The sequence below is a fragment of the Sphaerothrix gracilis Ecp01 genome (assembly GCF_030405905.1).
Lineage (GTDB): Bacteria > Cyanobacteriota > Cyanobacteriia > Phormidesmidales > Phormidesmidaceae > Sphaerothrix > Sphaerothrix gracilis.
Map to the genome: position 1 here is coordinate 207,498 of NZ_JASATW010000009.1, position 20,433 is coordinate 227,930.

Sequence of the window (20,433 nt, forward strand, 5' to 3'; positions counted from 1 at the left end):
CCCGACTGCTCGCGCCAAATCGCCAGGGCTTCTTGGTAAAGGGGTTCAGCTTCCCCATAACGACCCTGGGCTTCATACAGCGCTGCCAAGTTGTTGAGGCTGCTGGCGGCATCAGGGTGGCGACTCCCTGACTGCTCGCGCAGAATCGCCAGGGCTTCTTGGTAAAGGGGTTCGGCTTCCCCATAGCGCCCCTGCTCACGATACAACAGGGCCAGGTTGTTGAGGCTGCTGGCGACAGCGGGATGGCGCTCTCCCAACTGCTCGCGCCAAATCGCCAGGGCTTCTTGATAAAAGGGTTCGGCTTCCCCATAGCGCCCCTGCGAATAGTACAACAATGCAAGATTATTCAGGCTAGTGGCGAAATTGGGATGATCTTCGCCTAGACTAAGTCTAACCGTTTCTAGTGCTTCCTCGGCACGCGGAATTGCTTCGGCATAACGACCTTGTTGATATAGCTGAATAATTTGCTGGCTTAATTGATCGCTTCGAGCAAGCTCTCTATCAGTTTCTGTGGCTGGCCGCAGTTCCAGGCTGTATGCACCGGTTTCTCCTTCATTATAGGAATTAGCCAAAACTGTATATGTGTCCGTAGTTTGAAACGTAATGACTACTCGAGAGTTTGTATTCTCGCCAGAATCATCATCTCGAGCAATTATTTCTCCAGTCGAATTTTTTACTAAAAGATATGTGTCAAAGTCATCACTCTTCAGATCAATTACAAGACTCTTTCCAGCTACTCCATCAAACAAATAGCTATCATAATAGCTGTCATCATCCAATGTGGCAGAATACTCCGAAAGCCTACCTGTAAAAACTTGTGTTGTGAAGGGGATTTCACCTTGACTAAGTTCAGATGCCCTCGCGATGTCCCTGCTATAACCGTCAACATCGTTTAGTTGACGTCGAAGATTTGCACGATTTCTATAAGCAGCAGCAAATTCTGACTCAAGTTCCAAAGCTCGGGTATAGTCAGAAGCTGCTCCGTCCAAATCTTTTAATCTTTCTCTGACCATGCCTCTTCTATTTAAGGCAGCAGGAAACTCTGGTCGAATCACCAAAGCATTTTCTAGAACTGACAAAGCTTCTGCATATTCTTGCCTTATATATAAGGAAGTTCCTCTGTAATATAAGGCATCCGCATCTGAAGGATTATTATCCAGCAATATTTCACTAGCTTCGAGTATAGCATTCGCATCTAGAATACTTAACTCAGAATCTATTAAAGGTGGCTCAAATTCACTAGTTACAATTTCTTCCTCCCCAGAGAAACGTTCAATGATCTCTGCATTAGGCAAACTTAAAGTTGAATAAACCCTGTCTTCAGTTAAAAAATTGAGGGTAAATTTAAGATCGTCAACGGCATGAGAATCATCTATATCCAAAGATTTTAGATAAGATTCTATAGCTTCAGGAAAATTTTCCGAGAGAAATAATGCAGTGCCTCGAAAAGTCCAAGCTTGATAGTTGTCATCTCTTAAAGAAATAGCGTTTTCATACGCTAAAATAGCTTCGCTAAGTTTAGGGGGAACCAGAGATATAAAAAGATTGCCTAAACCAACATGCGCTAAAGAATATGTGGGATCTAATCTAATGGATTCTTCAAAGTCCGCCAATGCCGAATCATGGTTTCCAGTTTGCAAATGTATCTCTCCCCTGGCAACTAATGCGAAAGAATTCTCGGGATTGCTTTCAATGATTTGAGATAATTGATCAATAGCTTCTGCAGGCTTGTCTCGTATGTATGCAGATATGCTTTCGCTGATCCGAAAAACATCCTGTAGGTTTCTTTGCTGTTGCTCAACAACTACTTGCTGTTCTTCCAAATCTTCCTGGATTCGTAGTAGATCCAATCTCACATCTTCAAGGTCTACCTGAGCTGTCTTGAGCTCGGATTGAGCATCCGATAACTCGCTTTGAGCATTGGTTAATTGTCCTCGCGTAGTATTCAGCGTACTTTGTACCTGTGTTAACTGATTTTGGGCGGCTTGACGCGCCTGCTTAGCCTGAGATACTTCTTGAGCAATTTGCTTATTTCGTACGACTAGAGACTCGTTGTTGCCTTTCAAGTCGTTGTTTTCATTCGAAAGGGCTTGGTTGCTGCTTTCTAACACTATGTTTTCATCGGCTAATCCTTCATTCTCAGCACTAATCTTCTTATTGTCTGCTTCTATCTCATTGAGACTAGCTTGAGCAGCTTTCTGTTGCTCTAATGCCTCATCACGTCTTGAGATCGCATAATTTTTTTCTTCAACAGCCTTAGCCTGTAAACCGATCGCTCTCCAAGTTCCTAAAGCAAAAGCGCCCAATAGTCCGATCCCCAATCCTATAGCCCAGTGCATGAACCGTCGCACTCGACGCAATTCCTGCCGAGCCTTTTGTAAGGCATATTGCGCCTCACTAAGCTGACGATTCGTTTCATCTAAAATCTGGTTGCGCTCTGTCAGTTGTTGATTAGTATGGTCTAGCGCCGTCTGACGCTGCCTTAATTCCTGCTTCAAACCGAGCTTTTGACTTTCAACGAGATATTGATAGTCTTGCTTACTAAGAGTGCGCAACTCAGCCCAAGCCAGAGCAGCTTTCAACTCGTCCCCTTGCAACAAAAAAGCATCTGATGTCTGATTATGCTGTAGCCAAGCTTGAATTGATTGAGCATAGGGCCGCAGATCTGACAGTGCTCTCTCAACCCAAGCAGCCGAAAAGACAGCAGCATAAATCAGATTTTGAGGTTGCAAAACCTGCTCTCGTTCAACGACTAGCCCTGATAGACACAGCTCTATCTGCTCGTGGCTATTGTCTGCCGGAACAGTTTCGCCGGACAAAATCTGCTGGTACAGACCGAGCCGTTGCCCTTCGGTCATCTCATCTTTGAGCAGGCGATTTCGAATCGTTCTCAAATGCTCGGGTTCATCCTGGGCTTCCCAATTATCAATAATTCGATTTTGTACTAACTGTGAGATGGCCGCTTCTTCCTCACCAGCAGGAATCGTGTCCAGCGTTTGAGCCAAACGGCACAGCTTTTGGGTCAAAAACGGTTGTCCGTTCGTCCAGTTCAGAATTGCTTGCAGAACGGCCTCTGGCCTCTCAGCACTGGTGCCCAATCCCTTGATAAGGGGTTCTGCTTCATCAAGTTGAAAGCCTCGGAGAGAAATCGCATGGCCAATATTAAAGGGGGTCCGAGCTCTATCTCGAATCAAGTCAGAGGGGGTCGCAACGCCAAGAAAGCAAAAGGTCAGGCGCTGAAAGGCAACTTTGTCGGCCCGCTGATTGTAAAAATCACGAATCAGAGTGAAAAAATCATTGAGGGAAAACGCTAAACTTTGAACCGTGTCAACTTCATCAATGAAGATAGCAATAGGTTGGGCTATTGCTTCGAGTAAAACCGTCTCAACAAATTCGCCAAATCGCTGTACTGAAGAGATTTCATCCCGCTCGCGCCACCACTGGCGAAAGTTAACGCGATTTGCCAAGTCAAAACTATTCCAAAGCTGGCGGACGAAACCGGCATACCATTGGTCAGCCGTGACATTCTTATCTCCCCCAATCTGCGTTAGGTCGATCGCAGCACAGGCCACCCCCTCTGCTGCCAACCGCTGCATCACCTGCACCCGCAGGCTAGATTTTCCCATCTGACGAGAATTCAACACATAGCAATATTCTCCAGCTTTGAGCTGGACATACAGCTCATCATCCGCCTGCCGTCTCACATAGCTAGGGGCATCAGCAGGCAGACTGCCCCCGACCTGATAGTCATTGCTCATGGCTAAGCCCTCCCCACATTGAGGCGGTCAGAGAAGTATCGACGATACAAATCGCAGCGAGGCATGACATCATTTCCCTGCAAATGCACAATCCCCATGCTGTGCAACTGAAACGCCTGAATCGGTTCCAGCCGCACCGGACCAGCTGCGGCCACCACTCGTTTTGCGGCCTCGGCCATTTCCTGCCGCTGTTCCAGATTCCACCAGTGACGCCGTAAGTGATCGCCATAGGGACCTTCCTCCGTAGGCGCAATGGCGAGTAGCTCATCCAACGTCCTTTCCTTTCGCGCTACCTGGTACAGCGCCACTCGCACTAAAAACGGGTGTCCTCCCACCATTTTCATAAGTCGATTTACCGCTTTTTCATCCCAGTTCAACCCGTGTCGTTGAGCTAAATCCAAAACCTGCTCCGGCGAAAATTCCGACAGCTCAATGGGCAAGCCGACATTAAACGGCGATTGGTTAATATTCATTGGAATGTAGACTTCGGTAGAGTGAACCACCACCAACCGTAGCTTCTTCCACAAGGCATTCGTTTTGGCCGATTCGTGCCAGGCCCGCAGTAGCCCCATAAAATCCGCCGCAATGTTGGGATGTTCGAACACCATATCTACCTCATCCAGGCCCAGCACCAAAGGCTGAGAAATTTCCGGCAGCAAATATTCTTCTAGATACGCCGTACAGTTATCCTTACTGCCAAAAATTTCATCCCAGTAGTCATTGAGCTTATTGGGCAACCGGAGCCGCCGTCCCACACTGGCGCAAAACCACCGCAGAAACTTGTCGAGGTTGGAAAAGATAGCGGCATCGGCTAATTGGAAACTGAGCGGCACGGTGAGATATTCCTGCTCTTCCGCGTAAAGCAAAATTCGCGACATCAAAGAGGTTTTGCCCATCTGACGGGGAGCCTTGATGCGAATCAACGCGCCTGGATTGAGCACCGTTTCATAGCAGTTCGCTTCAGTCGGTGGGCGTTCCACGTAATAGAGAGACGCTAAATCCACTTGTCCACCGGGTAGTTCTGGCGGCGCGACTGGGGATGGTGGCGCGTCCGGTTGTTCAGTCAGGGGCTTGGTCGTCGTCTCTAAGGTTATGAGGTCGTGAGGGGGAGCGTCGCGATCGCCCAAAATCGCCAATATTTCCTGCAAAATCTGAGCCGTATCTTCGTTAGACTGCCATTCCCGCTGCTGAATCCGGTTGAGATAGCCGCGTAAGTCATAGTTCAGCGGCGAAGATAGGGGAAAGTCCACTCGAATCGGTAAAATACCGGGTTTGCCAGAATTTCGAGTATCTCGCAACTCCTTTGCTCGCCGCACTTCCTCCGTCACCATTTCGCTGGTTGCCGACTTGGGTGACAGCAATAGCACAAAGTAATCACACTGCTCTAACTCTCGATCAATGCGCTGCGACCAGTTATCGCCCAAGCGAATGCTCTCCGCCGCCATGAACACCTCATGACCTGCCGCTTTCAGCGCCTGATAAAACTCCTCAGCCAGTTCACTGTCGGGCGGTTGGCTGCGATAGCTGATAAACACGCGGGCCGATTTGGCGGATTTCTCTCGCGGGGTAGTTGGCTGCGGGTAGTGAACCAGGGCGATCGCGCTCCCTCTCCCGGCATGAATAACTTCCTGTCCGCTTGTCTTCAGTTCCCGCTCCACAAAACCAAATAGGTCATTACTCGTGATCGTTTCCTGCACTGCATGTTCGGCAGACAAGCCTTGTAAGATCGCAGCGGTGAAAATGCCGTGGTCCTTGCCTTCCCGCGCCCGTTCAAAGTCACGACAAGCGGCAATCAAACAAGAGTTCTGCTTATGGCTGAGGATCGTCTGCGTGGGTTGCAACAGGCTCCGCTGCTCTTCCAGAAGGGAACCGGCATAGCAGCAATCCATCATCACAACCAAGCTGCTCAGCTCCGCCTGGCTCATCAGCTTATTCAGCGAGTCAAAGGCAATCGCATTCTGGCCCTCTTTCGCCGCGTTCGAGGTCGCCAGATAGCCCTCCTCTTCCCCAGTCAGTGCATCCGAAACGCGGAAACCATGTCCCGCAAAGTAGAGAACAGCCTCCTGATGCTTTGCCCGCTCTCGAAAAAAGGACTTGAGTTCTGTTCCCAGTTCGGTGTGACAGAGCGATTTATCGGGGGCGATCGCCCACTGATTTTCGCCTACCCGCTTTCTCGGCAGTCGCGTCACATGATACTGATGCTGCTCTAGCAGTTGAGCGATCGCCTCCGCATCTTTCGCCGCACTTTTTAAGTTGCTGAAATGATCGTATTGATCGAGACCGATCACGAGTGCGTACTTCGCCATGTTTTTGCTGAGGCAACTGCTACGTAATTACCTCAGTCGATCGTAGCCTCATTCCGCTCAGGACGCCGTATCAGCAAGTTACTCTTTAGATTTCGATGGTGTCGCTGGAAATTTGCATTTGACCTGCACCTTAAACGTTCCCTCAGCTGACCCTGCAGCTAAAACGGGCATTCCCGCTTTGCCAGCGATCTTCAGGTTGAATTCCAGGTTCATTTCCTCAATTTCTGCCAGGCCAAAATTCACAAACGCCCCAATGGCGTACTTAGCGTAGCCCCGAATAGTTCTGTGAACTTTCTTCATATCAATGGTGGGTAAATTGATATCCCGATACCCTTCGTCTTCGTCAGCCTCTATGTTGACCAACTCCCCCGGCTCAATGTAAAACTCATATTCTTCACCGGCATCTTTGACCATAAACTTCTGAATATCTGTCATGGGGTATCCTGGCGATCGTTTTGTCCGATTATCTCAGACTCGTTATTCATCGAGTCTGCAACAATTTTCATTATCAATTTTTCAGGCTTTTTGGGACGACAATCTCGTTTATGGAGCACGTTTTAAGGCAGGAAAAACAATAAAGCGATCAGTCGCGCCTTGGGGACTATCGACCGCAAATTCGACGAGAAAGTCAATATCGCTGGTGGGGTCTTGGAAGCGATTGCTGGTTGCAGATCCGAAGAGTTCAAGACGGGCAACTTGATTGCGCCGACAAAGTTCTTCGATCTGAGGTTGTTTTTCAGCGATTTGTTGGGGTACAAGCACTGATTCTTGGTTTTGGCTCACGCGACGAGGCCTTCTCTTCTAAGTAGGCAAGCTTTTGGGAAGTCTCTACTTATCGTAGTTGGAATTTACGGGTTATTTTCGTGTATCTGCTTGAATTTGGCTGCTGCCCAGTTATCGGAGCTTTTGGGCGGTTGGGTGGGGGCTGGAGATTGAGTGAGCTGTTTGACGGTGCTGATGTCGCCTTCATCAGCGGCAGTTTTGAGGTTGCGACGGTGGTAGGCGTGGGCGATCGCGTTGTCTTTTGAACGCGAACTGGTTTCAAGGCACTTTTCGAGGGCGTTAAAGATACCAGCGCGGTAGCCCATTGTGGCGTATTGGCCAGCAGCCGAAGTGGGGGCATCGCAAGTGGGGGTAGAGCCATCGACGACAAAGGCACATTTGTTGTCGGCGGTGGCTCCTCATTTCGTTTCAAAGAGGACTTTATGGCCTCAATCAATCAGCAGGCTATGTTGAACGTAGTGGCTACTGTCGTGGCAAGTATTTCACTAGCACTTTCATCACTTCTCCAGGCTGACTCTGAATCGGGCGCTCTGCAGTAGGTGCAGGCAGAAAATCAGTCCATTCAAAGACTTCTGCAAAGCGTCGGTAGTGCAGGTTGTGAAGAATGACGTTAACGGCGGCTTTGGAGCCAATGACGAGAAGTTTGACGGATTCACGATCTGGTTTGGGGTAATTGTGAAGCTTGACGGAGAGTTCAAGACTGACTGTGTCGGAGGATTGGGGCGCGGAGGAAAGGAATGCTTGAGTTTGCATGATTGTCGCCTTAGTGGACTACAGATTTTTACAAAAGAAGCGCTCACACTGAGCACTGTCGCTGTCGCCGTTATGGACTACAGCTTTGAGCATTATGGCATACTTTGTAGTCCATAGGGACTCTTTTTCTTTACCCGTCACTAATCCTCTGACACGATTGATGTTATGGGAAAAGCGGGACGAGTATTAAAGCAGGTGCTGGAGGCTTACAGCATTAGCCAGACTCAGCTAGCCAATACGCTAGGGGTCGGGCGATCGAATGTCTATCGTTGGGTCAATGAAGTGCGCGATCCCAACTCTGAAACGGTTCTCAATATTGTTGAAGCTTTAGAGCAGATTCACTCAGATGCTGCGGTGAAGTTTAAGCGACTGTATATGGATAGTAACGATTGACTACCCCTACGTATGGGAAAACCAAAACAAGCGTTTAAGCTGATTTTAGAGAAGTACAGCATAACAGTTAATGCAGCATACTATACTGAATCCAATAAGTGACTCCTGTTCGGTGATAGAAAGATTGTCTCAACCATTTATGAATTGACTCGTGAAGTGGCTTATCTAAATTTCATGAATGTATTGAGATCAAGAACAATAGGACTTTAAGATATCCCATTATTCAGCTGAGAATCAGCTTCCTGAATGTCAAATAGTATAGGTGCATTGTAAGAATTGATATTCTCTCGCTGCTCTTTCCGAAGAATTGTTCTCATTGGCTTTGAAAGATAAGCTTTCTTTTTAAGATCTTTGTCAGAACTTTCAAGAAGTTTGTCGATTATGAGAGAAGCTTCTCTATCAATCTTCTCAGGCGATTTAGCAAGTTTGGGGGTTTCTGAAAAAAGATTATTAGCATCTCTGTTTTCTACGTAAAGTTTTCCTTTGTTAGTTGAAGTTTTCAAGTTTTTAAAAGTATTTTTTATTTTTTGAATGTGTAAGTTTGTACAGTATGGACCATCTTTTTGCCTTATGAAATAAGCGCCAGTATATAATACTCCGTATTTCTTATATATCTCGTATTCAACTAAATAAACTAGTTTATGAAGTCCAAAATAGGAAATATTTTGATGCTTCCAAAAAATATACTCAAGTAAGTCGGCAATCTTGAAACTTACTTCACCGTATACTTTTACTCTTTTCATGCCTAGCGATCTCATCGCGTCAAAAACAAATTTATAGTCTGAGCGTTGATTCGCAAAACTTCTATGGAGCATTGCTCGTTGGCCAGGATGATAAATCGGGATTAAAATTCTTCCATACCAGTTTTTTTGAGTTCTAACTGATTTTTTAAGGGTAAGTTTATGGGGCTCAATTAAAGAAAGTGCTTTCAATGCAGTAGCACCCAAAGTCACTACAATCTTTGGATTAATTAAGTCAATTTGTCTTTTTAGATATTCAGAACAGTTTTCTATTTCCTGCTTATTTGGTGTAGCATTATTACCTTGAGAATTACGAGGATTGCAAAGTACTGCATTGGTTACAAAAATTTGACTGCGAGATAAGCTTGCAAACTCCAAAAGTTCTTCAAAGTTATGACCTGATTTATCTCCATGAAATGGAATAGTTGTATTATCTGCTCCTAATCTTCCTGGAGCTTCACCAATAAACATCAGATCGGATGTAACTTTGCCAGAGGAAGGGCCAAGCACCTTTGAGCTATCACACATACGCTCACAGGCGATGCAAGTACTGACCTCTCCACATAAATCGTGAAATCTTTCTTCCTTAATCAATTTCTGCCAACTCCTTCAGTTTCAACTTACTTTTTGAGTACGCATGTACTGAATGGCATATTACTTCACCACAATCTTTGCCGGTACTCAAAGCTACAAAATTTAGTAATTGACCTAGCCCTATCAGATTACCCAATGCCTTGTTAAAGAAATCATGGTTCCTGTAAAGCGCAACTAAACTAATTTGTTGTTTACAAGGTTGAATAAACTGAATATATTGCAAACATGGATTACCCAATCGTTTAGATAAAGAATCGTACTCAGCAGAAGATATATGAATAGGATTAGTTACTCTAAGCCATCTTGATTCTTGATTAAGAAGGCTGATAACAAGTTCAAGTTGATTTATATTCTTATCTCCAAAAGAAATCAATCTTTGAAAATAAGTTCCCCAGTGACTTTTTTTCTTACTCCCAAATCTTGATTTCCTTTCATGAAGCTTTAGATAGTATTTATAAAAATTTTGCCTATCTTTTATATCAGAAATTTTACACGGAAATATTGTATTGATAACGTCTGACAAGCTTGCGTCGTTGCTAGGAGCTATAACTCTGGCGTTATACTTGTCGAGCCAAGCTTTGTTAAAAAGATTCGGATCTTTAACGGTAGTCACTAAGTTAAAAACATCACTTTTAACAACTAGCTTGCATCCCTCTTTCCAAGCTTCTAGACAATTAGAACCGTGTACTTGATACATAATTTTCCGTAGTACCTCTATAGAATATTTTTCTCTCCAGCAAATCTATTTCGACTACTCCTCCTCTATTCTGATATAGTTGTCTATATATTTCATAACCTGAAAGTATTGCTAGCTTCCATTCATACATGGTTTTATCTTTCACTTCTAAGTCTGATACTAAGTTTTTTATTGTTAGTAAAACATCTAAATCAATTTCCTTTAGGCTTGCTAGCATATTGTGTCGATTAGCATAATTGAATACATAAAGAGAAATTGCCTCTTCTGTAATACGGGCACGCGCCCCATCTTCTATTTCATCAATTTGCGCATTGGACTTTCGCTTTATATTCAATAACTGTCTTAATACAGGAGACCATCCAAGAATAGCGGCATAAGCAAGATGAAATATGTCGTGAAATCTATACAAATCATTTTTGTATGAGTTATCAGATAGAGTATCTCCTAATTTTTCTCTTTGCCCATTTTCTCCAATCATAAAGATATCGGCTACATTAGCTTCTTCCTTTATCGTAAAATAAACATTGAATTTTCTGGGAATTTTCTCCTCTTCAGAACATCCTTCATCGTATAAAGTATATTCGCCCTCAGTTACAGTATTTCTGAGCCATCTGTCTTTGTTTTTATCCAGATTTTCCCTGGCAATCTCATTAAGAGAAAGTTCCCATTTTGAAGCTAAATTAGTCAGATACCAAAGAACATCACCAATTTCTTCTCTCAAGTCTTTAATAAAGTGTTCATAGCTCTCGCCATCTCTGATTCTTTTCTTAAAGCAAGTTACCAGTGAACCAAGTTCTCCTATTAATCCTAATATTGGGATCGTTAAAGATGCACCATCATCATCTATGTCTGGGAATTGATCTGTCAGGCTAGATTGATTTTGATAATCGTCCAACTCCATTTTTTAAAGCCTCTATATTGGCTCTTCCTCAAGTTTATGAAATCATTGAGTCTGTATTATTTTCCAATAACCGCTTTAGTCCTTGTATATATTCCAGCGCTTGCGATGCCACTGTAATCCCTTTAAGCTTGGTACAAACTTTTGTTCACTTGGTAATTCGATTGCTTCTTCCATAAATGTTTTTAGCTTTTGGCTTCCTACCGCTGGCTCCTCTATGAATCGATCGCTTGGAATTACAATTCGATAATCATCATCAATACCAAACCAACCCCGATCAAAAGCCCAGTGGTGATTTTTACAGAGCGCAATGCCATTCACAAACAAATCATTGTGAAACTCTGAAAACGGCATAATATGCGCTCCATCCACAATATTTTGCCCATCCCAGCTCACCACCCGCATCTTGCAAAATGCGCAGCGCTGATCATAAAGTCTGACTATATTTTGTCGGAATGCCGCATTGCGCACGAAAATTCTATCTTCATCCTTAAGATCGTCCGCATTGTAAGTTGCACCGCCGGAGTCAAAAAGCGATTGCTGCACAGCTTCAAACTCATCATAACCAAAGCTGTCAGCAATAGTTTTCTCTTCATCCGGAAACCAAACATTAATCAGCACTCCGACTAGCTTCTTTCGAGACTCCGAATCGCGCAAAAGTTCAAACAGTTCTGAATCTACATACGCATACTTAACCGCAGCGCGTAAGGCAGAAGACGTTCTCAATTTGATGCGAGCTTTGATAGTTGCTTCAAAACCTGGATTCGGCATTAAATACCAAAACCGATCCCCTGTCAGGTGAAAAAATGGCAGCGCTATATTTGAGCGGTGAGTTTCTGAGCCGAGACGATGCCAGAATTTCAGAAAATTAGCCGTTAGCTCAGGCGATAAATAGATCTCATTGCGCTGAATTCTGTTGCGTTCAATCAAATCAATGAGCGCCAAAAGTAGAATTGGCTTGTGAGGTGCAATACCTCTTGCCCTATCTACTCTAAGCTTAGCGAACTTGTCTTGGTAATAAGCTAAATTTTTCTTCACAGAGACTGCTCGTCAAGCTCTTTTTAAGGAATCGTTAATTTTATAAGAATTTTGACAAATCAAAATCATTGTTTTGAATATCACCCTGCTTTGTCAATTTCAGCATCAGCAAGATTTTCTCCGTGTAGTCAACAACACCATTCAGCTCATGAGCCAGAATTTCTAAGCCGCCATTGACATACTCTTCAAATAATTCAACACGCTGAAGATCATTGCTGTCTTCATCACTCAGAATTTTAGGATCTTGCGTTTCTGCGATCGCTATAAGTTTGACAATAGACGAATTTTTTAGCTGCTCTTGTAAAACCGCATCCGGATCTTTTCTTGAAATTTTTCCTACAGGCACACGTCTACTATGTTTATAACCTAAAGTAGCTGAAAATATAACGATATCTGCATAAGTTTGAAATGGCCCGGCTTCAAACTCTGATGCCTTTAAGCTTTTTACAAGCTCAGCTTTATCTTCTGAAAAGTGTATTCTCGCAAGCGCCATAGAACTCGGACATCCCCTTTAAATATTCTTAGAACGCATATGTTCTAAATGGCCCATTTACATCACTCCCATCCCTCAGCGCCCTCACCAATTCCGCCTTATCCTTCGCAATCCGAATCCGACTATCCGCCATGTTTATCTCTGTTGCTCTCCAAGAATTTCAGCTATAGGCTACGAGTGTTCTTCAACAACTGTTTGCACTAATGAGTACAAAGCTTTTACCTGCACAAGGGTCGATTTTCTTTCAATTACAATATCCTCCTCCAACACAACCTGATATCTAAGCTGTACAGCAAAGGCGTTGTATTTTAGAAGTTCCCAGAAAGCAGTCACGTCACATTGCTGTTGTTCTAAACAGCTCAACAGAACGCCTAAGTCATGGGTGTAGGGATATACCTCACCTAACGCCGCAATCCAGGCTTTGAGACATTTTTCGATCGCCTGCTGCACATGAAATCCGAAAATTTCGTCAGCAAATACAGTTTTATCCTGCATCCCTTCCAGTGCTCGCAAGTCCCTCGCCGCTACCTTTAACAGCAGTTTGGCCTGATCCAGATCGTTCATAGAGCACTCGCCCTTCTTCCAAAGCTCGCGTTGTGACATGGTTGCGGCTGTCTCGCCAGATGTCTACCTCATCCCGGCTATACAGCACGATATCAGTCGGCACACCAAACTTAGCCAAAGAACGCCAAACCTTGGTCATTTCCATAATGCGGCTATGGCCAGGCCCAAACGGTTCTGATTGAATGATTAATAAATCAACGTCAGAATGGGAATTGGCTTCCCCTCTAGCCTGAGAGCCAAACAAAATGACTTGCTCAGGTTTAACCGCCTGCACAACTGCTGCTGCCATCCTTTGAATCAGATCGTCGGTCACTGTGGTCACTGTGGTCATTTCAGCCATGCCGAGGCACCTCCACAATCTCCGTAAACTCAAACTCATCCGGACTTTGCCGAATCAGCGGATACGTATCGCCGCCAATGCGCATCGCATCCGCCTGCACCTCATCCTTCGGCGAATTGTAAACCAGCACATATTCCCGCCCAATGCGAGGCAGCATTTCCTCCTCTACCTCACCGCGCCACTGAGTCTTACTCGCCATCGCTATGAGCTGATCCGCCAGTGCCGGCAATAGCTTCGCCACCTGCCGCCGATAAATCTCATCCAAACTGCCAAACGGCGAATCCATCATCAGCGGGAACGTGCTGCTATCAGGCCCCATCACCAGCTTATCCTAGCTCCACTGGCGAATGTGCTCCACCACGCTGCCAATAAATGACAGGCCCGGAATCTGGTTTTCTCCCGTCGAAGCCCCCACCAGCACCTCTTGCCCTCCCACCCGTTCCACCAGATTTAGCTCGTACTTGTCACTGATGCGGGGGATATAGGCTTTGAAAGAGATTTCGCTGTATAGATGGCTCAGCGTCTCCTGAAGCTGCTGGCGAAAGAGGGCGTCTTGATTTTGCTTTAGCTCCTTGAGGCGATCGATCGCCTCTTGAGCCGCCTCTATGCGCTTCAGCGCCAGCTTTTGCTTACTCTGATTTTGACGGCGATCGCGCACCTGCTTGCGGAGCTGAGTAATTTCGGTGCTGAGTAGGCCAATGCGCTCCTGGTTTGCGCCTTTTTCCATAATCAGGCGCTCATTCGCAAAGGTCAGGCTATGCTCTCCATAAAAGGGGTGGAAATTATAGAGTTTCAGGCCCAACAGCTTCATTGCACCACTTCCTTCACAATCCGCAGAATATCGGCATTCACAAGCCCGCGATCGTTGCGATCGAGTCGGTCTTTTTCAATTTCTAAAACCTGGTGAATGATTTGCTTTACCTCTGGCGGAGCCGTGGCGATCGCGCTGCCTGGGTGTTCCCCGGTCAGACAGGCGGACGGATGCATTACCAGAACTTTCAGCGGCGTCACTGGCGGCCCCTGGTTTTGGAGCTGGCAGAGCAGGGCCGCATCGCTTTCTATTTGAGCCAATATCACTGCCGCCACACCTGGATAACGGGAGCGCTCGCCAGCGGCATGAGTGTGCAGGATGTCAGCTATCTAGCCCGCGTCAGCACCGCCGTTATCTACCAGCACTACGCAGGCCGCAGCCGTCAGATTATAGTCCCCGAATTCTAAGGACTAAATTTGGCCTAAAAACCCCCAACTGTCACACACCTCAAACCCTGACTTTCTCGTTAAGGCCAAAAGCGCGAATCCCCGGGTTTGCGTTGAGTAGTTGCTTACTCTGGCAGCAATTCAAGGGGGAAATAAGTTTAAATTATCGATTCAGTGAGGCTAGAATGATGCCAGGAGGCGGACTTGAACCGCCGACACGAGGATTTTCAGTCCTCTGCTCTACCGACTGAGCTATCCCGGCTAAAAGTGGCTGAAAGCTTGCTCCAGCGCTTAAATAACTTAGCAAACTTTTGGAACCCTTAGCAACAAATTTCCCAGGAAAAATTAGATTAGGTGCGATCGCTGAATCTCCCTCGCCATCGCACCTCGCCATTACCAGTTAGGGGCAAACCTCATTCGCGGGGCGCAGGCGAGCTAACTTTAGCAAGAACTCGCCTTCTCCCTGTCCGGCATAGGAGCGCACCCGCACCGTGTAGGTACCCGGTTCCGTAATCCGGGCAAATAGGAGTGAGTTTGTCGTTCCGTCCGGGCCGTCGTCATTCTCGCCTACCGTCGCGCCATCGGGAGACATCAGAGACACAAGCGTATCGAACTCATTCGAGGTTACATCGATTGCCACCTGATCGCCTGCCTTCAGCTCAATCGTATAATCTCTGGCAAAACCACCAAATCCGGTTGGAATATCCTGGCTAGAGAGACTATCCGTGACTTCTTGATTATCCGGCAGGGGAATGGGTGAATAAATTTGGCTTTGGGCGTTTGCTCGGCTTGCAGTTACCCCAATTGTCAGTAGAGCAGCAGGAATCAGCAGCGTATTTTTTAATGCTTGCGTCAGCAATTTCATGATCAGACTATATGGTTTGCAGAAATGCGAAAAAGGGCAGCTAAGAATAGCTGTGTCATTATGGCCTAAATTTTCGCGATCGCCGCAATAAACACCAGAGTTTTAAGCTTTTTGGCCCAGTAGATAGGCTAAGCAACTACTCTGGCGGAGCCAAGGGTTTATAGTAATCGCTGGTCTGAATTTTTTGGCCGCCACCGTCGGGATTTAGGCAGCCCGGCTTCTTGTTGTACTGACAGACCCTGGCCCAGAGTTTAGCGCGATCGCCCGGTGGCCCAGCGGAGAACATCACGCGATCGCCGCCGATGACACCCGTTAAAATTTTGACGCCGCAAACCGGGCAGGTTTTCATTTCTGGCATAGACTTTGATTAAGCTGTAGGGCTTACCATAATCAATGTGGGACATTATAGAGGGCCGCAGAACCGAGCTTTATCGCTTTGCAAAAATGCTTAGCAACCCCCCGTTGGCTCTGCGGGTTGTCGGATGCCCCCTAAACCTCGGAAGATGAGGTGGCATAAAGTTGATTCAAGCCCATGCCTGACGAAACCACGCCGCAAGAACCGCAGCCTGTCTCTGCCGCAAGCCCGCCTGAAAGCGCCCAGCCCAGCGCCGCTGAGATAGAAGACGATAAGCTTAGCTCTGAAGAGACCGCGCTCAAATCTACCGAGGGCTTAGCCGCGACTTCAGCCCCAGAAGCGACGTCTAAAAAGAGCCGCTGGCAGCAGGCTAAGACGCTGTGGCAAGGATTCTTAGCATTGGTGCGATCGCGTTTGCCCGCCAGCTGGCAGCCTCGCCTTTCAGATGGGATACTAAGCGCCATTTTGCTAGGAGCAGCCGCGCTCTTGCTGACCTTCATCGCCTCGCTGCTGACGCCAGAACCTGTGTTGCCCCCCAGCCAGCCCTTGGTTGTCCTGCCCTCAGAGGTGCCCGAAGTCACCGTTGTGGAACCTGAGCCCGTGTTGCCGCCAGAGCAAGAGCGCATTGCTGAAATTCAAGATCAGGTCGCTGAAATTACCCAGCAGTATGCTGAAGGGCTAGTTCAGTCTGTGCAGGCCGATTTTCGTCAGAGTGAACTGGCGGTCAAGCTGGGGCCAGCCTGGTATCAGCTCAGCCGCGATCGCCAAGATCAAGTGGCTAACGGCATTCTAGCAGCGGTACAGCCGCTGGCCTTCGACCGACTGTGGCTCACAGATGATGCCGGCAAGCACTTGGCCCGCAATCCGGTGGTGGGCAACAACATGGTAATTTTGCAGCGCCAGAGTCAGCCAGAGGAGGGCGAATAGGCAGTATTTTCCCCTAATCGGATAGTAAAAGTTTTGTATCGCAGATGAATCCAGAGCCAAGCAGGCTGCGTACCTCTCACTAGACGGCTGAAAAGTAGGGTCGTTTCTTGGAGCAGGGCAGGTGTCTTGTGTCAACGAAACCTGTGCCTTTTGATCGCTCAGCCGTTGTGTGTTTTGGCGATCGCTTACTAGCTTCGCTATCTCATCTGTCCTCTCTTTCTTAGGAGAACCTGAGCTATGCCTCAGCAAAAACGAGTAGCTAATCGACTGCAGCATCTCTCGCGTCAGACCCTATTGCGCTTTGGTGCGATCGCTCTCAGTACTGCCCTGGCCCTCGGCGGCACTGCCCATTACCTGCAGGCTTCTGACCACGACGACGGCGAAATTGACCTCAAAGGCCGGGCTCTTAATCTAACGGATCTATACGTTTTCCGGGAAGGCGACCTCAATCCCCAAGCTTCAACCAATGATTTGATTCTGGTGATGAACACCAATCCGCGATCGCTAGCGCGGCAGCAATACTATTTCAGCACCAATGCTCGCTACGAATTTAATATCACCCGCGTCGCCGATAAGGACAGCACCCCCACTGGCAAAGCCGATATCACCCTCCGGTTTGAGTTCGGCCCGCCCAAGCGCAACCAAGAGCAAGATGTCACCATTACGACCATTGGTAATGGTCGCCAGCGCACTGCCAGAACCACCACCACTGCCCTCACAGACCCCACGCCCAATATCCGTCAGGTCAATCTCGGCGGTGGTCAGGCCAGCGTCTTTGCCGGACTGCGAGAAGATCCCTTCTTCTTTGACGTAGAGCAGTATTTCCGCGTCCGGGCTGGGGCGTTGGGGATTGGCCCTGCTGTCGGTTTTCGTCCGCCCGGTGAGGCAGTTGACTTTGCGGCTGGTTACAACGTCAATACGATTGTGCTGCGGGTGCCCAAACAGTTGCTGCAGGGCAACACCCAGGCCGATACGTTTGATGTTTGGACAACTATTTCAGTGCCGGGTGACGATGTCGATGCGGCCGCCTTCACCAAAGCCGCCCTAAAAGATGAGGAGGACGATGAAGAAGATGAAGGCCGGGGCCGAGACAATGACGGTCGCAATGATGAAGGCCAGGCCGATGGCTTCATCCAGCTTGAGCGCCTAGCCCGACCGGCTATCAATGAGGGCTTACTATTCACCAATGCCCTGCTCAATGCGCTCAACAGCGTTGGTCCCGACTTTGAGGCAGCTGCGCTCAAGGGACAACAGCCCGCTGCTCGCATTGCCGCTCCAATTATTGCAGAGGCTAGCCGGACGCTGATGGCGATCGGTAACGATCAGGCCCGCACCAATGCCCTATTGGGAGCTTTCCTGCCCGATGTCATGCGGATTGATACCACCGGGCCGAGCGGCTATGCCAATGCCCTCAATGCTCAAGGCAGTCCGATTCGCGGACGAATGCTGAAAGATGACGTGGTGGATATTACCCTCAGCGTGCTAACTAACGGGGCGATTACTTCCGATAACGTCTCCTATGAAGGCACTCCCGGCAATCCGGCTCAAGGCCACGATCCGCTAGAGCCAACCTTCCCCTACCTGGCTTTGCCTAATTAGCATTGCCCTAGCCTGATTCGTGGAATTTAGTAGGTTAGGTGAAATTGAATTCCATGAGATTTCACCTAACCTACTTCAACTCTCTCGCTTGCCTTTTGTTTCTCAACTCAAAATGAAACAAGCTCTCCCTTTTCCTAATCTTTCGCAGCCCAATTTCAAATCTCTGCGGCTATTTCTGCCTGTCACCGGGCTGCTAATCGGCACAGCTTTCATTACTTTTTCTGGCTTTTCAGGCCGTGAACAGCCCTATCGCTATCCGTTTAACCAGGTCAGCCAAAAAGATGCAGTTGAGTCACTAGAACAGGAGCTAGCCTTTTATCAGCAGCGCATTCAGCAGAGTCCCACAGACGGACTGAATCAGGCCGCGATCGCCGGTACTTATCTCAAGCTCGCCAGAGCTACGGGGGAGTCTAACTGGTATCTGCTGGCCGAGCAGGCCGCCAAGCGATCGCTGGCAAATCTGCCTTTCAACAATGCCGGAGCGCTGTTAGCCCTAGCTAAAGTTGCTGAAGCCCAACATGACTTTGACGGCTCAATCAAGCTGACCCAGCAGGTGTTAGAGACGAATCCGACAGACGAAGAAGCTCAGGCGCTGCTGGTCACGGCCTATCTGGGGAAAGGTCAGGTCACTGAGGCGTTCACCGTTGCCGATCGCCTAGTCGGGCAGTTGCCTACCCTCGGAACCTATGCCCTGAGAGCTTTAGCCAACGTGGCTCAGGGAGAGGATGCCGCCGCGCTGAAAGACTTTAAGCGGGCGCTGGCGCTAGAAGAACCCAACCAGATAGGCAGTTCAGCCTGGGTGCGCACCCTGATGGGCCGATTTTACGCCAGTCGCGGTGAATCAGAGCAGGCAGAAGCGCTCTACCGGGAGGCCCTGCGGCTTGTGCCCGACTACGCTTTAGCCACGATTCAGCTCGCTCAGTTAGAAACGCGCCAGGGTCACTACCGGGCCGCAGCTAACCGATATAACAAAATTCTGATCAACCAAAACGCTGCCAACACGTTAGATCACGCCGCCCTGCAGGGACTTGCCCAAGTGAAACAGCTCCAGGGGGATGAGGCCGCCGCCGCCGAGCTTTGGCAGCAGGCCGAAATGGCGTTTCGGTTGCATCAGGACTTGACCACGTTTGGGCATCGGCGCGAACTGGCCCAGCTTCTCTTGGCTCGCGGCGATCAAGAAGATTTGGCCGAGGCGCTAGATCTGATGGAGGCCGAGCTTGAGATCCGGCAAGATGCTGAAACTCTGAACACCTATGCCTGGGCGCTAATGCGAAGCGATCGCTGGTCGGAGGCCCAAACCGCTCTGCAGGAGGCGATCGCGCTAGGAACCCGCGATGCGGTGATTGCCTACCGGGCAGGACTGGTAGAGCAGCAGTTGGGTAATCAGGCTAAGGCCGATCGCTATTTTCAGCAGGCTATGGAGATTGATCCCACTTTCAGCCAGCGCGATCGCCAAATATGGGGCCTGATAGAGCAATAAATTTTGCCGGCAACTCTCCTCACCGTACGGGTGGGTCTTGAAAGTAGCTCTACTGCCTGCTAGAAAAAAATCAGCTAAACCCACCCCAACGGGCCCTTTCCCTCAATTCGGCATGACCACCTTTATTCTCTACATTGCCACCAGCCTAGATGGCTACATCGCCAAGGCCGATGGCAGCATCGACTGGCTGCCTGTGCCTGAGAGTGAGGCAGATCAGGGCTATGCTGAGTTTTACGCTTCGGTGGATGCTTTGGTCATGGGCGCGGCCACCTATGAGCAGGTGCTGGGTTTTGGTGATTGGCCTTACCCTGGCAAGCCTACCTATGTGCTAACGCAGCGCGATCGCACAGCGCCACGGGCTGATATTAGGTTTTGCCAAAGCATGTCGGCGCTGCTGGCTGCGACTGAGCCCTATCAGCGGGTTTGGCTGGTGGGGGGTGGCTGGCTGGCCTCGGCTTTCATGCAGCAGAATTTAGTGGATGAATATGTCGTTACCCTAGTGCCCAGAATTTTGGGCACGGGCATTTCTCTCTATCAGTCCGTGCCTGAAATCGAGCTTGAGCTAGTGTCGGCAATTCCTGGCGCTTTGGGTCTGGTGACGCTGCATTATCAGCGGGCTAAGCAATCTTGAGATATCAGAAATATTAAAAATA

At 48.1% G+C, this 20,433-nt stretch carries 24 protein-coding genes and 1 tRNA gene; 6 read left to right on the plus strand and 19 right to left on the minus strand.

Annotated elements, in window-relative coordinates:
- The 6 genes from QJQ48_RS12225 to QJQ48_RS12250 form a co-directional block, all read right to left on the minus strand.
- Positions 1–3,758 (minus strand): tetratricopeptide repeat protein (locus QJQ48_RS12225; RefSeq protein ID WP_346291512.1); only part of this gene is annotated, 3,758 nt, incomplete at its 3' end.
- A 2-nt stretch (positions 3,759–3,760) separates the two neighbouring features.
- A complete protein-coding gene (locus QJQ48_RS12230; RefSeq protein ID WP_346291513.1) occupies positions 3,761–6,064 on the minus strand; it encodes an AAA-like domain-containing protein in 2,304 nt (767 codons plus the stop codon).
- A 78-nt stretch (positions 6,065–6,142) separates the two neighbouring features.
- The gene (locus tag QJQ48_RS12235) at positions 6,143–6,499 is read right to left on the minus strand and encodes a CU044_2847 family protein (protein WP_346291514.1); all 357 of its coding nucleotides are present in this window, start codon (positions 6,497–6,499) and stop codon (positions 6,143–6,145) included.
- 108 nt (positions 6,500–6,607) lie between these two features.
- Entirely contained in the window at positions 6,608–6,847 is a 240-nt protein-coding gene (locus tag QJQ48_RS12240) for a nucleotidyltransferase family protein (protein ID WP_346291515.1), read from the minus strand.
- A gap of 65 nt (positions 6,848–6,912) precedes the next feature.
- On the minus strand, positions 6,913–7,152 hold the full coding sequence (locus QJQ48_RS12245; protein WP_346291516.1) for a hypothetical protein: 240 nt from the start codon (positions 7,150–7,152) through the stop codon (positions 6,913–6,915).
- A gap of 157 nt (positions 7,153–7,309) precedes the next feature.
- A complete protein-coding gene (locus tag QJQ48_RS12250) occupies positions 7,310–7,600 on the minus strand; it encodes a hypothetical protein (protein ID WP_346291517.1) in 291 nt (96 codons plus the stop codon).
- A 165-nt stretch (positions 7,601–7,765) separates the two neighbouring features.
- Here QJQ48_RS12250 and QJQ48_RS12255 point away from each other — a divergent pair, with 165 nt between their 5' ends.
- The gene (locus QJQ48_RS12255; RefSeq protein WP_346291518.1) at positions 7,766–7,993 is read left to right on the plus strand and encodes a helix-turn-helix domain-containing protein; all 228 of its coding nucleotides are present in this window, start codon (positions 7,766–7,768) and stop codon (positions 7,991–7,993) included.
- A gap of 206 nt (positions 7,994–8,199) precedes the next feature.
- Here QJQ48_RS12255 and QJQ48_RS12260 read toward each other — a convergent pair whose 3' ends face one another.
- The 10 genes from QJQ48_RS12260 to QJQ48_RS12310 form a co-directional block, all read right to left on the minus strand.
- Positions 8,200–9,327: a uracil-DNA glycosylase family protein gene (locus QJQ48_RS12260; protein WP_346291519.1), complete on the minus strand. Its 1,128-nt coding sequence runs from the start codon at positions 9,325–9,327 to the stop codon at positions 8,200–8,202.
- Entirely contained in the window at positions 9,320–10,024 is a 705-nt protein-coding gene (locus tag QJQ48_RS12265) for a thymidylate synthase family protein (RefSeq protein WP_346291520.1), read from the minus strand. The genes QJQ48_RS12260 and QJQ48_RS12265 overlap by 8 nt, the downstream gene beginning before the upstream one ends.
- Positions 10,002–10,925, minus strand: a complete 924-nt coding sequence (locus QJQ48_RS12270) for a nucleoside triphosphate pyrophosphohydrolase family protein (RefSeq protein ID WP_346291521.1) — start codon at positions 10,923–10,925, stop codon at positions 10,002–10,004. The genes QJQ48_RS12265 and QJQ48_RS12270 overlap by 23 nt, the downstream gene beginning before the upstream one ends.
- Positions 10,926–11,000: 75 nt before the next feature.
- Positions 11,001–11,960, minus strand: coding sequence for an HNH endonuclease (locus QJQ48_RS12275; RefSeq protein WP_346291522.1), 960 nt, complete (start codon positions 11,958–11,960; stop codon positions 11,001–11,003).
- Positions 11,961–12,000: 40 nt separating this feature from the next.
- Positions 12,001–12,453 (minus strand): DNA phosphorothioation-associated protein 4, encoded by a 453-nt coding sequence (locus tag QJQ48_RS12280; protein ID WP_346291523.1) that lies wholly within the window; start codon positions 12,451–12,453, stop codon positions 12,001–12,003.
- 171 nt (positions 12,454–12,624) lie between these two features.
- Positions 12,625–12,948 carry a HEPN domain-containing protein gene (locus tag QJQ48_RS12290; protein ID WP_346291524.1) on the minus strand — a complete coding sequence of 108 codons (324 nt, stop codon included), beginning with the start codon at positions 12,946–12,948 and terminating at the stop codon, positions 12,625–12,627.
- Positions 12,938–13,357, minus strand: coding sequence for a nucleotidyltransferase domain-containing protein (locus QJQ48_RS12295; protein ID WP_346291525.1), 420 nt, complete (start codon positions 13,355–13,357; stop codon positions 12,938–12,940). Before QJQ48_RS12295 ends, QJQ48_RS12290 begins: the two co-directional genes overlap by 11 nt.
- Positions 13,350–13,676, minus strand: a complete 327-nt coding sequence (locus tag QJQ48_RS12300) for a hypothetical protein (RefSeq protein ID WP_346291526.1) — start codon at positions 13,674–13,676, stop codon at positions 13,350–13,352. Before QJQ48_RS12300 ends, QJQ48_RS12295 begins: the two co-directional genes overlap by 8 nt.
- A 12-nt stretch (positions 13,677–13,688) precedes the next feature.
- Entirely contained in the window at positions 13,689–14,168 is a 480-nt protein-coding gene (locus QJQ48_RS12305) for a hypothetical protein (protein WP_346291527.1), read from the minus strand.
- A complete protein-coding gene (locus QJQ48_RS12310; RefSeq protein WP_346291528.1) occupies positions 14,165–14,344 on the minus strand; it encodes a hypothetical protein in 180 nt (59 codons plus the stop codon). The genes QJQ48_RS12305 and QJQ48_RS12310 overlap by 4 nt, the downstream gene beginning before the upstream one ends.
- Here QJQ48_RS12310 and QJQ48_RS12315 point away from each other — a divergent pair.
- A complete protein-coding gene (locus QJQ48_RS12315) occupies positions 14,339–14,575 on the plus strand; it encodes a hypothetical protein (protein WP_346291529.1) in 237 nt (78 codons plus the stop codon). The genes QJQ48_RS12310 and QJQ48_RS12315 overlap by 6 nt on opposite strands.
- Positions 14,576–14,743: 168 nt before the next feature.
- On the opposite strand, the gene QJQ48_RS12320 is transcribed toward QJQ48_RS12315, so the two are convergent.
- From QJQ48_RS12320 to nblD, 3 genes are all read right to left on the minus strand, one after another.
- Positions 14,744–14,816: transfer RNA gene (locus tag QJQ48_RS12320), tRNA-Phe, on the minus strand.
- Between the two features lie 138 nt (positions 14,817–14,954).
- Complete coding sequence (locus QJQ48_RS12325) at positions 14,955–15,419, minus strand: PPC domain-containing protein (RefSeq protein WP_346291530.1); 465 nt, start codon at positions 15,417–15,419, stop codon at positions 14,955–14,957.
- Between the two features lie 136 nt (positions 15,420–15,555).
- Complete coding sequence (gene nblD / locus QJQ48_RS12330) at positions 15,556–15,777, minus strand: NblD family protein (RefSeq protein ID WP_346291531.1); 222 nt, start codon at positions 15,775–15,777, stop codon at positions 15,556–15,558.
- A gap of 174 nt (positions 15,778–15,951) precedes the next feature.
- Here nblD and QJQ48_RS12335 point away from each other — a divergent pair, with 174 nt between their 5' ends.
- The 4 genes from QJQ48_RS12335 (at position 15,952) to QJQ48_RS12350 (ending at position 20,411) form a co-directional block, all read left to right on the plus strand.
- The gene (locus QJQ48_RS12335) at positions 15,952–16,701 is read left to right on the plus strand and encodes a hypothetical protein (RefSeq protein ID WP_346291532.1); all 750 of its coding nucleotides are present in this window, start codon (positions 15,952–15,954) and stop codon (positions 16,699–16,701) included.
- A 237-nt stretch (positions 16,702–16,938) separates the two neighbouring features.
- Positions 16,939–18,300 (plus strand): DUF4331 domain-containing protein, encoded by a 1,362-nt coding sequence (locus QJQ48_RS12340; protein ID WP_346291533.1) that lies wholly within the window; start codon positions 16,939–16,941, stop codon positions 18,298–18,300.
- Positions 18,301–18,412: 112 nt separating this feature from the next.
- Positions 18,413–19,780: a tetratricopeptide repeat protein gene (locus QJQ48_RS12345; protein WP_346291534.1), complete on the plus strand. Its 1,368-nt coding sequence runs from the start codon at positions 18,413–18,415 to the stop codon at positions 19,778–19,780.
- A gap of 112 nt (positions 19,781–19,892) precedes the next feature.
- Positions 19,893–20,411, plus strand: coding sequence for a dihydrofolate reductase family protein (locus QJQ48_RS12350; protein ID WP_346291535.1), 519 nt, complete (start codon positions 19,893–19,895; stop codon positions 20,409–20,411).
- Positions 20,412–20,433: the final 22 nt, after the last annotated feature.

Excerpts from the sequence above, each read along its gene's own strand:
- QJQ48_RS12230 (WP_346291513.1), bottom strand. The coding sequence starts at position 6,064 with ATGGCGAAGTACGCACTCGTGATCGGTCTCGATCAATACGATCATTTC.
- QJQ48_RS12235 (WP_346291514.1), bottom strand. The coding sequence starts at position 6,499 with ATGACAGATATTCAGAAGTTTATGGTCAAAGATGCCGGTGAAGAATAT.
- QJQ48_RS12245 (WP_346291516.1), bottom strand. The coding sequence starts at position 7,152 with ATGGGCTACCGCGCTGGTATCTTTAACGCCCTCGAAAAGTGCCTTGAA.
- QJQ48_RS12250 (WP_346291517.1), bottom strand. The coding sequence starts at position 7,600 with ATGCAAACTCAAGCATTCCTTTCCTCCGCGCCCCAATCCTCCGACACA.
- QJQ48_RS12255 (WP_346291518.1), top strand. The coding sequence starts at position 7,766 with ATGGGAAAAGCGGGACGAGTATTAAAGCAGGTGCTGGAGGCTTACAGC.
- QJQ48_RS12265 (WP_346291520.1), bottom strand. The coding sequence starts at position 10,024 with ATGTATCAAGTACACGGTTCTAATTGTCTAGAAGCTTGGAAAGAGGGA.
- QJQ48_RS12270 (WP_346291521.1), bottom strand. The coding sequence starts at position 10,925 with ATGGAGTTGGACGATTATCAAAATCAATCTAGCCTGACAGATCAATTC.
- QJQ48_RS12280 (WP_346291523.1), bottom strand. The coding sequence starts at position 12,453 with ATGGCGCTTGCGAGAATACACTTTTCAGAAGATAAAGCTGAGCTTGTA.
- QJQ48_RS12290 (WP_346291524.1), bottom strand. The coding sequence starts at position 12,948 with ATGCAGGATAAAACTGTATTTGCTGACGAAATTTTCGGATTTCATGTG.
- QJQ48_RS12295 (WP_346291525.1), bottom strand. The coding sequence starts at position 13,357 with ATGGCTGAAATGACCACAGTGACCACAGTGACCGACGATCTGATTCAA.
- QJQ48_RS12300 (WP_346291526.1), bottom strand. The coding sequence starts at position 13,676 with ATGGGGCCTGATAGCAGCACGTTCCCGCTGATGATGGATTCGCCGTTT.
- QJQ48_RS12305 (WP_346291527.1), bottom strand. The coding sequence starts at position 14,168 with ATGAAGCTGTTGGGCCTGAAACTCTATAATTTCCACCCCTTTTATGGA.
- QJQ48_RS12315 (WP_346291529.1), top strand. The coding sequence starts at position 14,339 with ATGCATTACCAGAACTTTCAGCGGCGTCACTGGCGGCCCCTGGTTTTG.
- QJQ48_RS12310 (WP_346291528.1), bottom strand. The coding sequence starts at position 14,344 with ATGCATCCGTCCGCCTGTCTGACCGGGGAACACCCAGGCAGCGCGATC.
- QJQ48_RS12325 (WP_346291530.1), bottom strand. The coding sequence starts at position 15,419 with ATGAAATTGCTGACGCAAGCATTAAAAAATACGCTGCTGATTCCTGCT.
- nblD (WP_346291531.1), bottom strand. The coding sequence starts at position 15,777 with ATGCCAGAAATGAAAACCTGCCCGGTTTGCGGCGTCAAAATTTTAACG.
- QJQ48_RS12335 (WP_346291532.1), top strand. The coding sequence starts at position 15,952 with ATGCCTGACGAAACCACGCCGCAAGAACCGCAGCCTGTCTCTGCCGCA.
- QJQ48_RS12340 (WP_346291533.1), top strand. The coding sequence starts at position 16,939 with ATGCCTCAGCAAAAACGAGTAGCTAATCGACTGCAGCATCTCTCGCGT.
- QJQ48_RS12345 (WP_346291534.1), top strand. The coding sequence starts at position 18,413 with ATGAAACAAGCTCTCCCTTTTCCTAATCTTTCGCAGCCCAATTTCAAA.
- QJQ48_RS12350 (WP_346291535.1), top strand. The coding sequence starts at position 19,893 with ATGACCACCTTTATTCTCTACATTGCCACCAGCCTAGATGGCTACATC.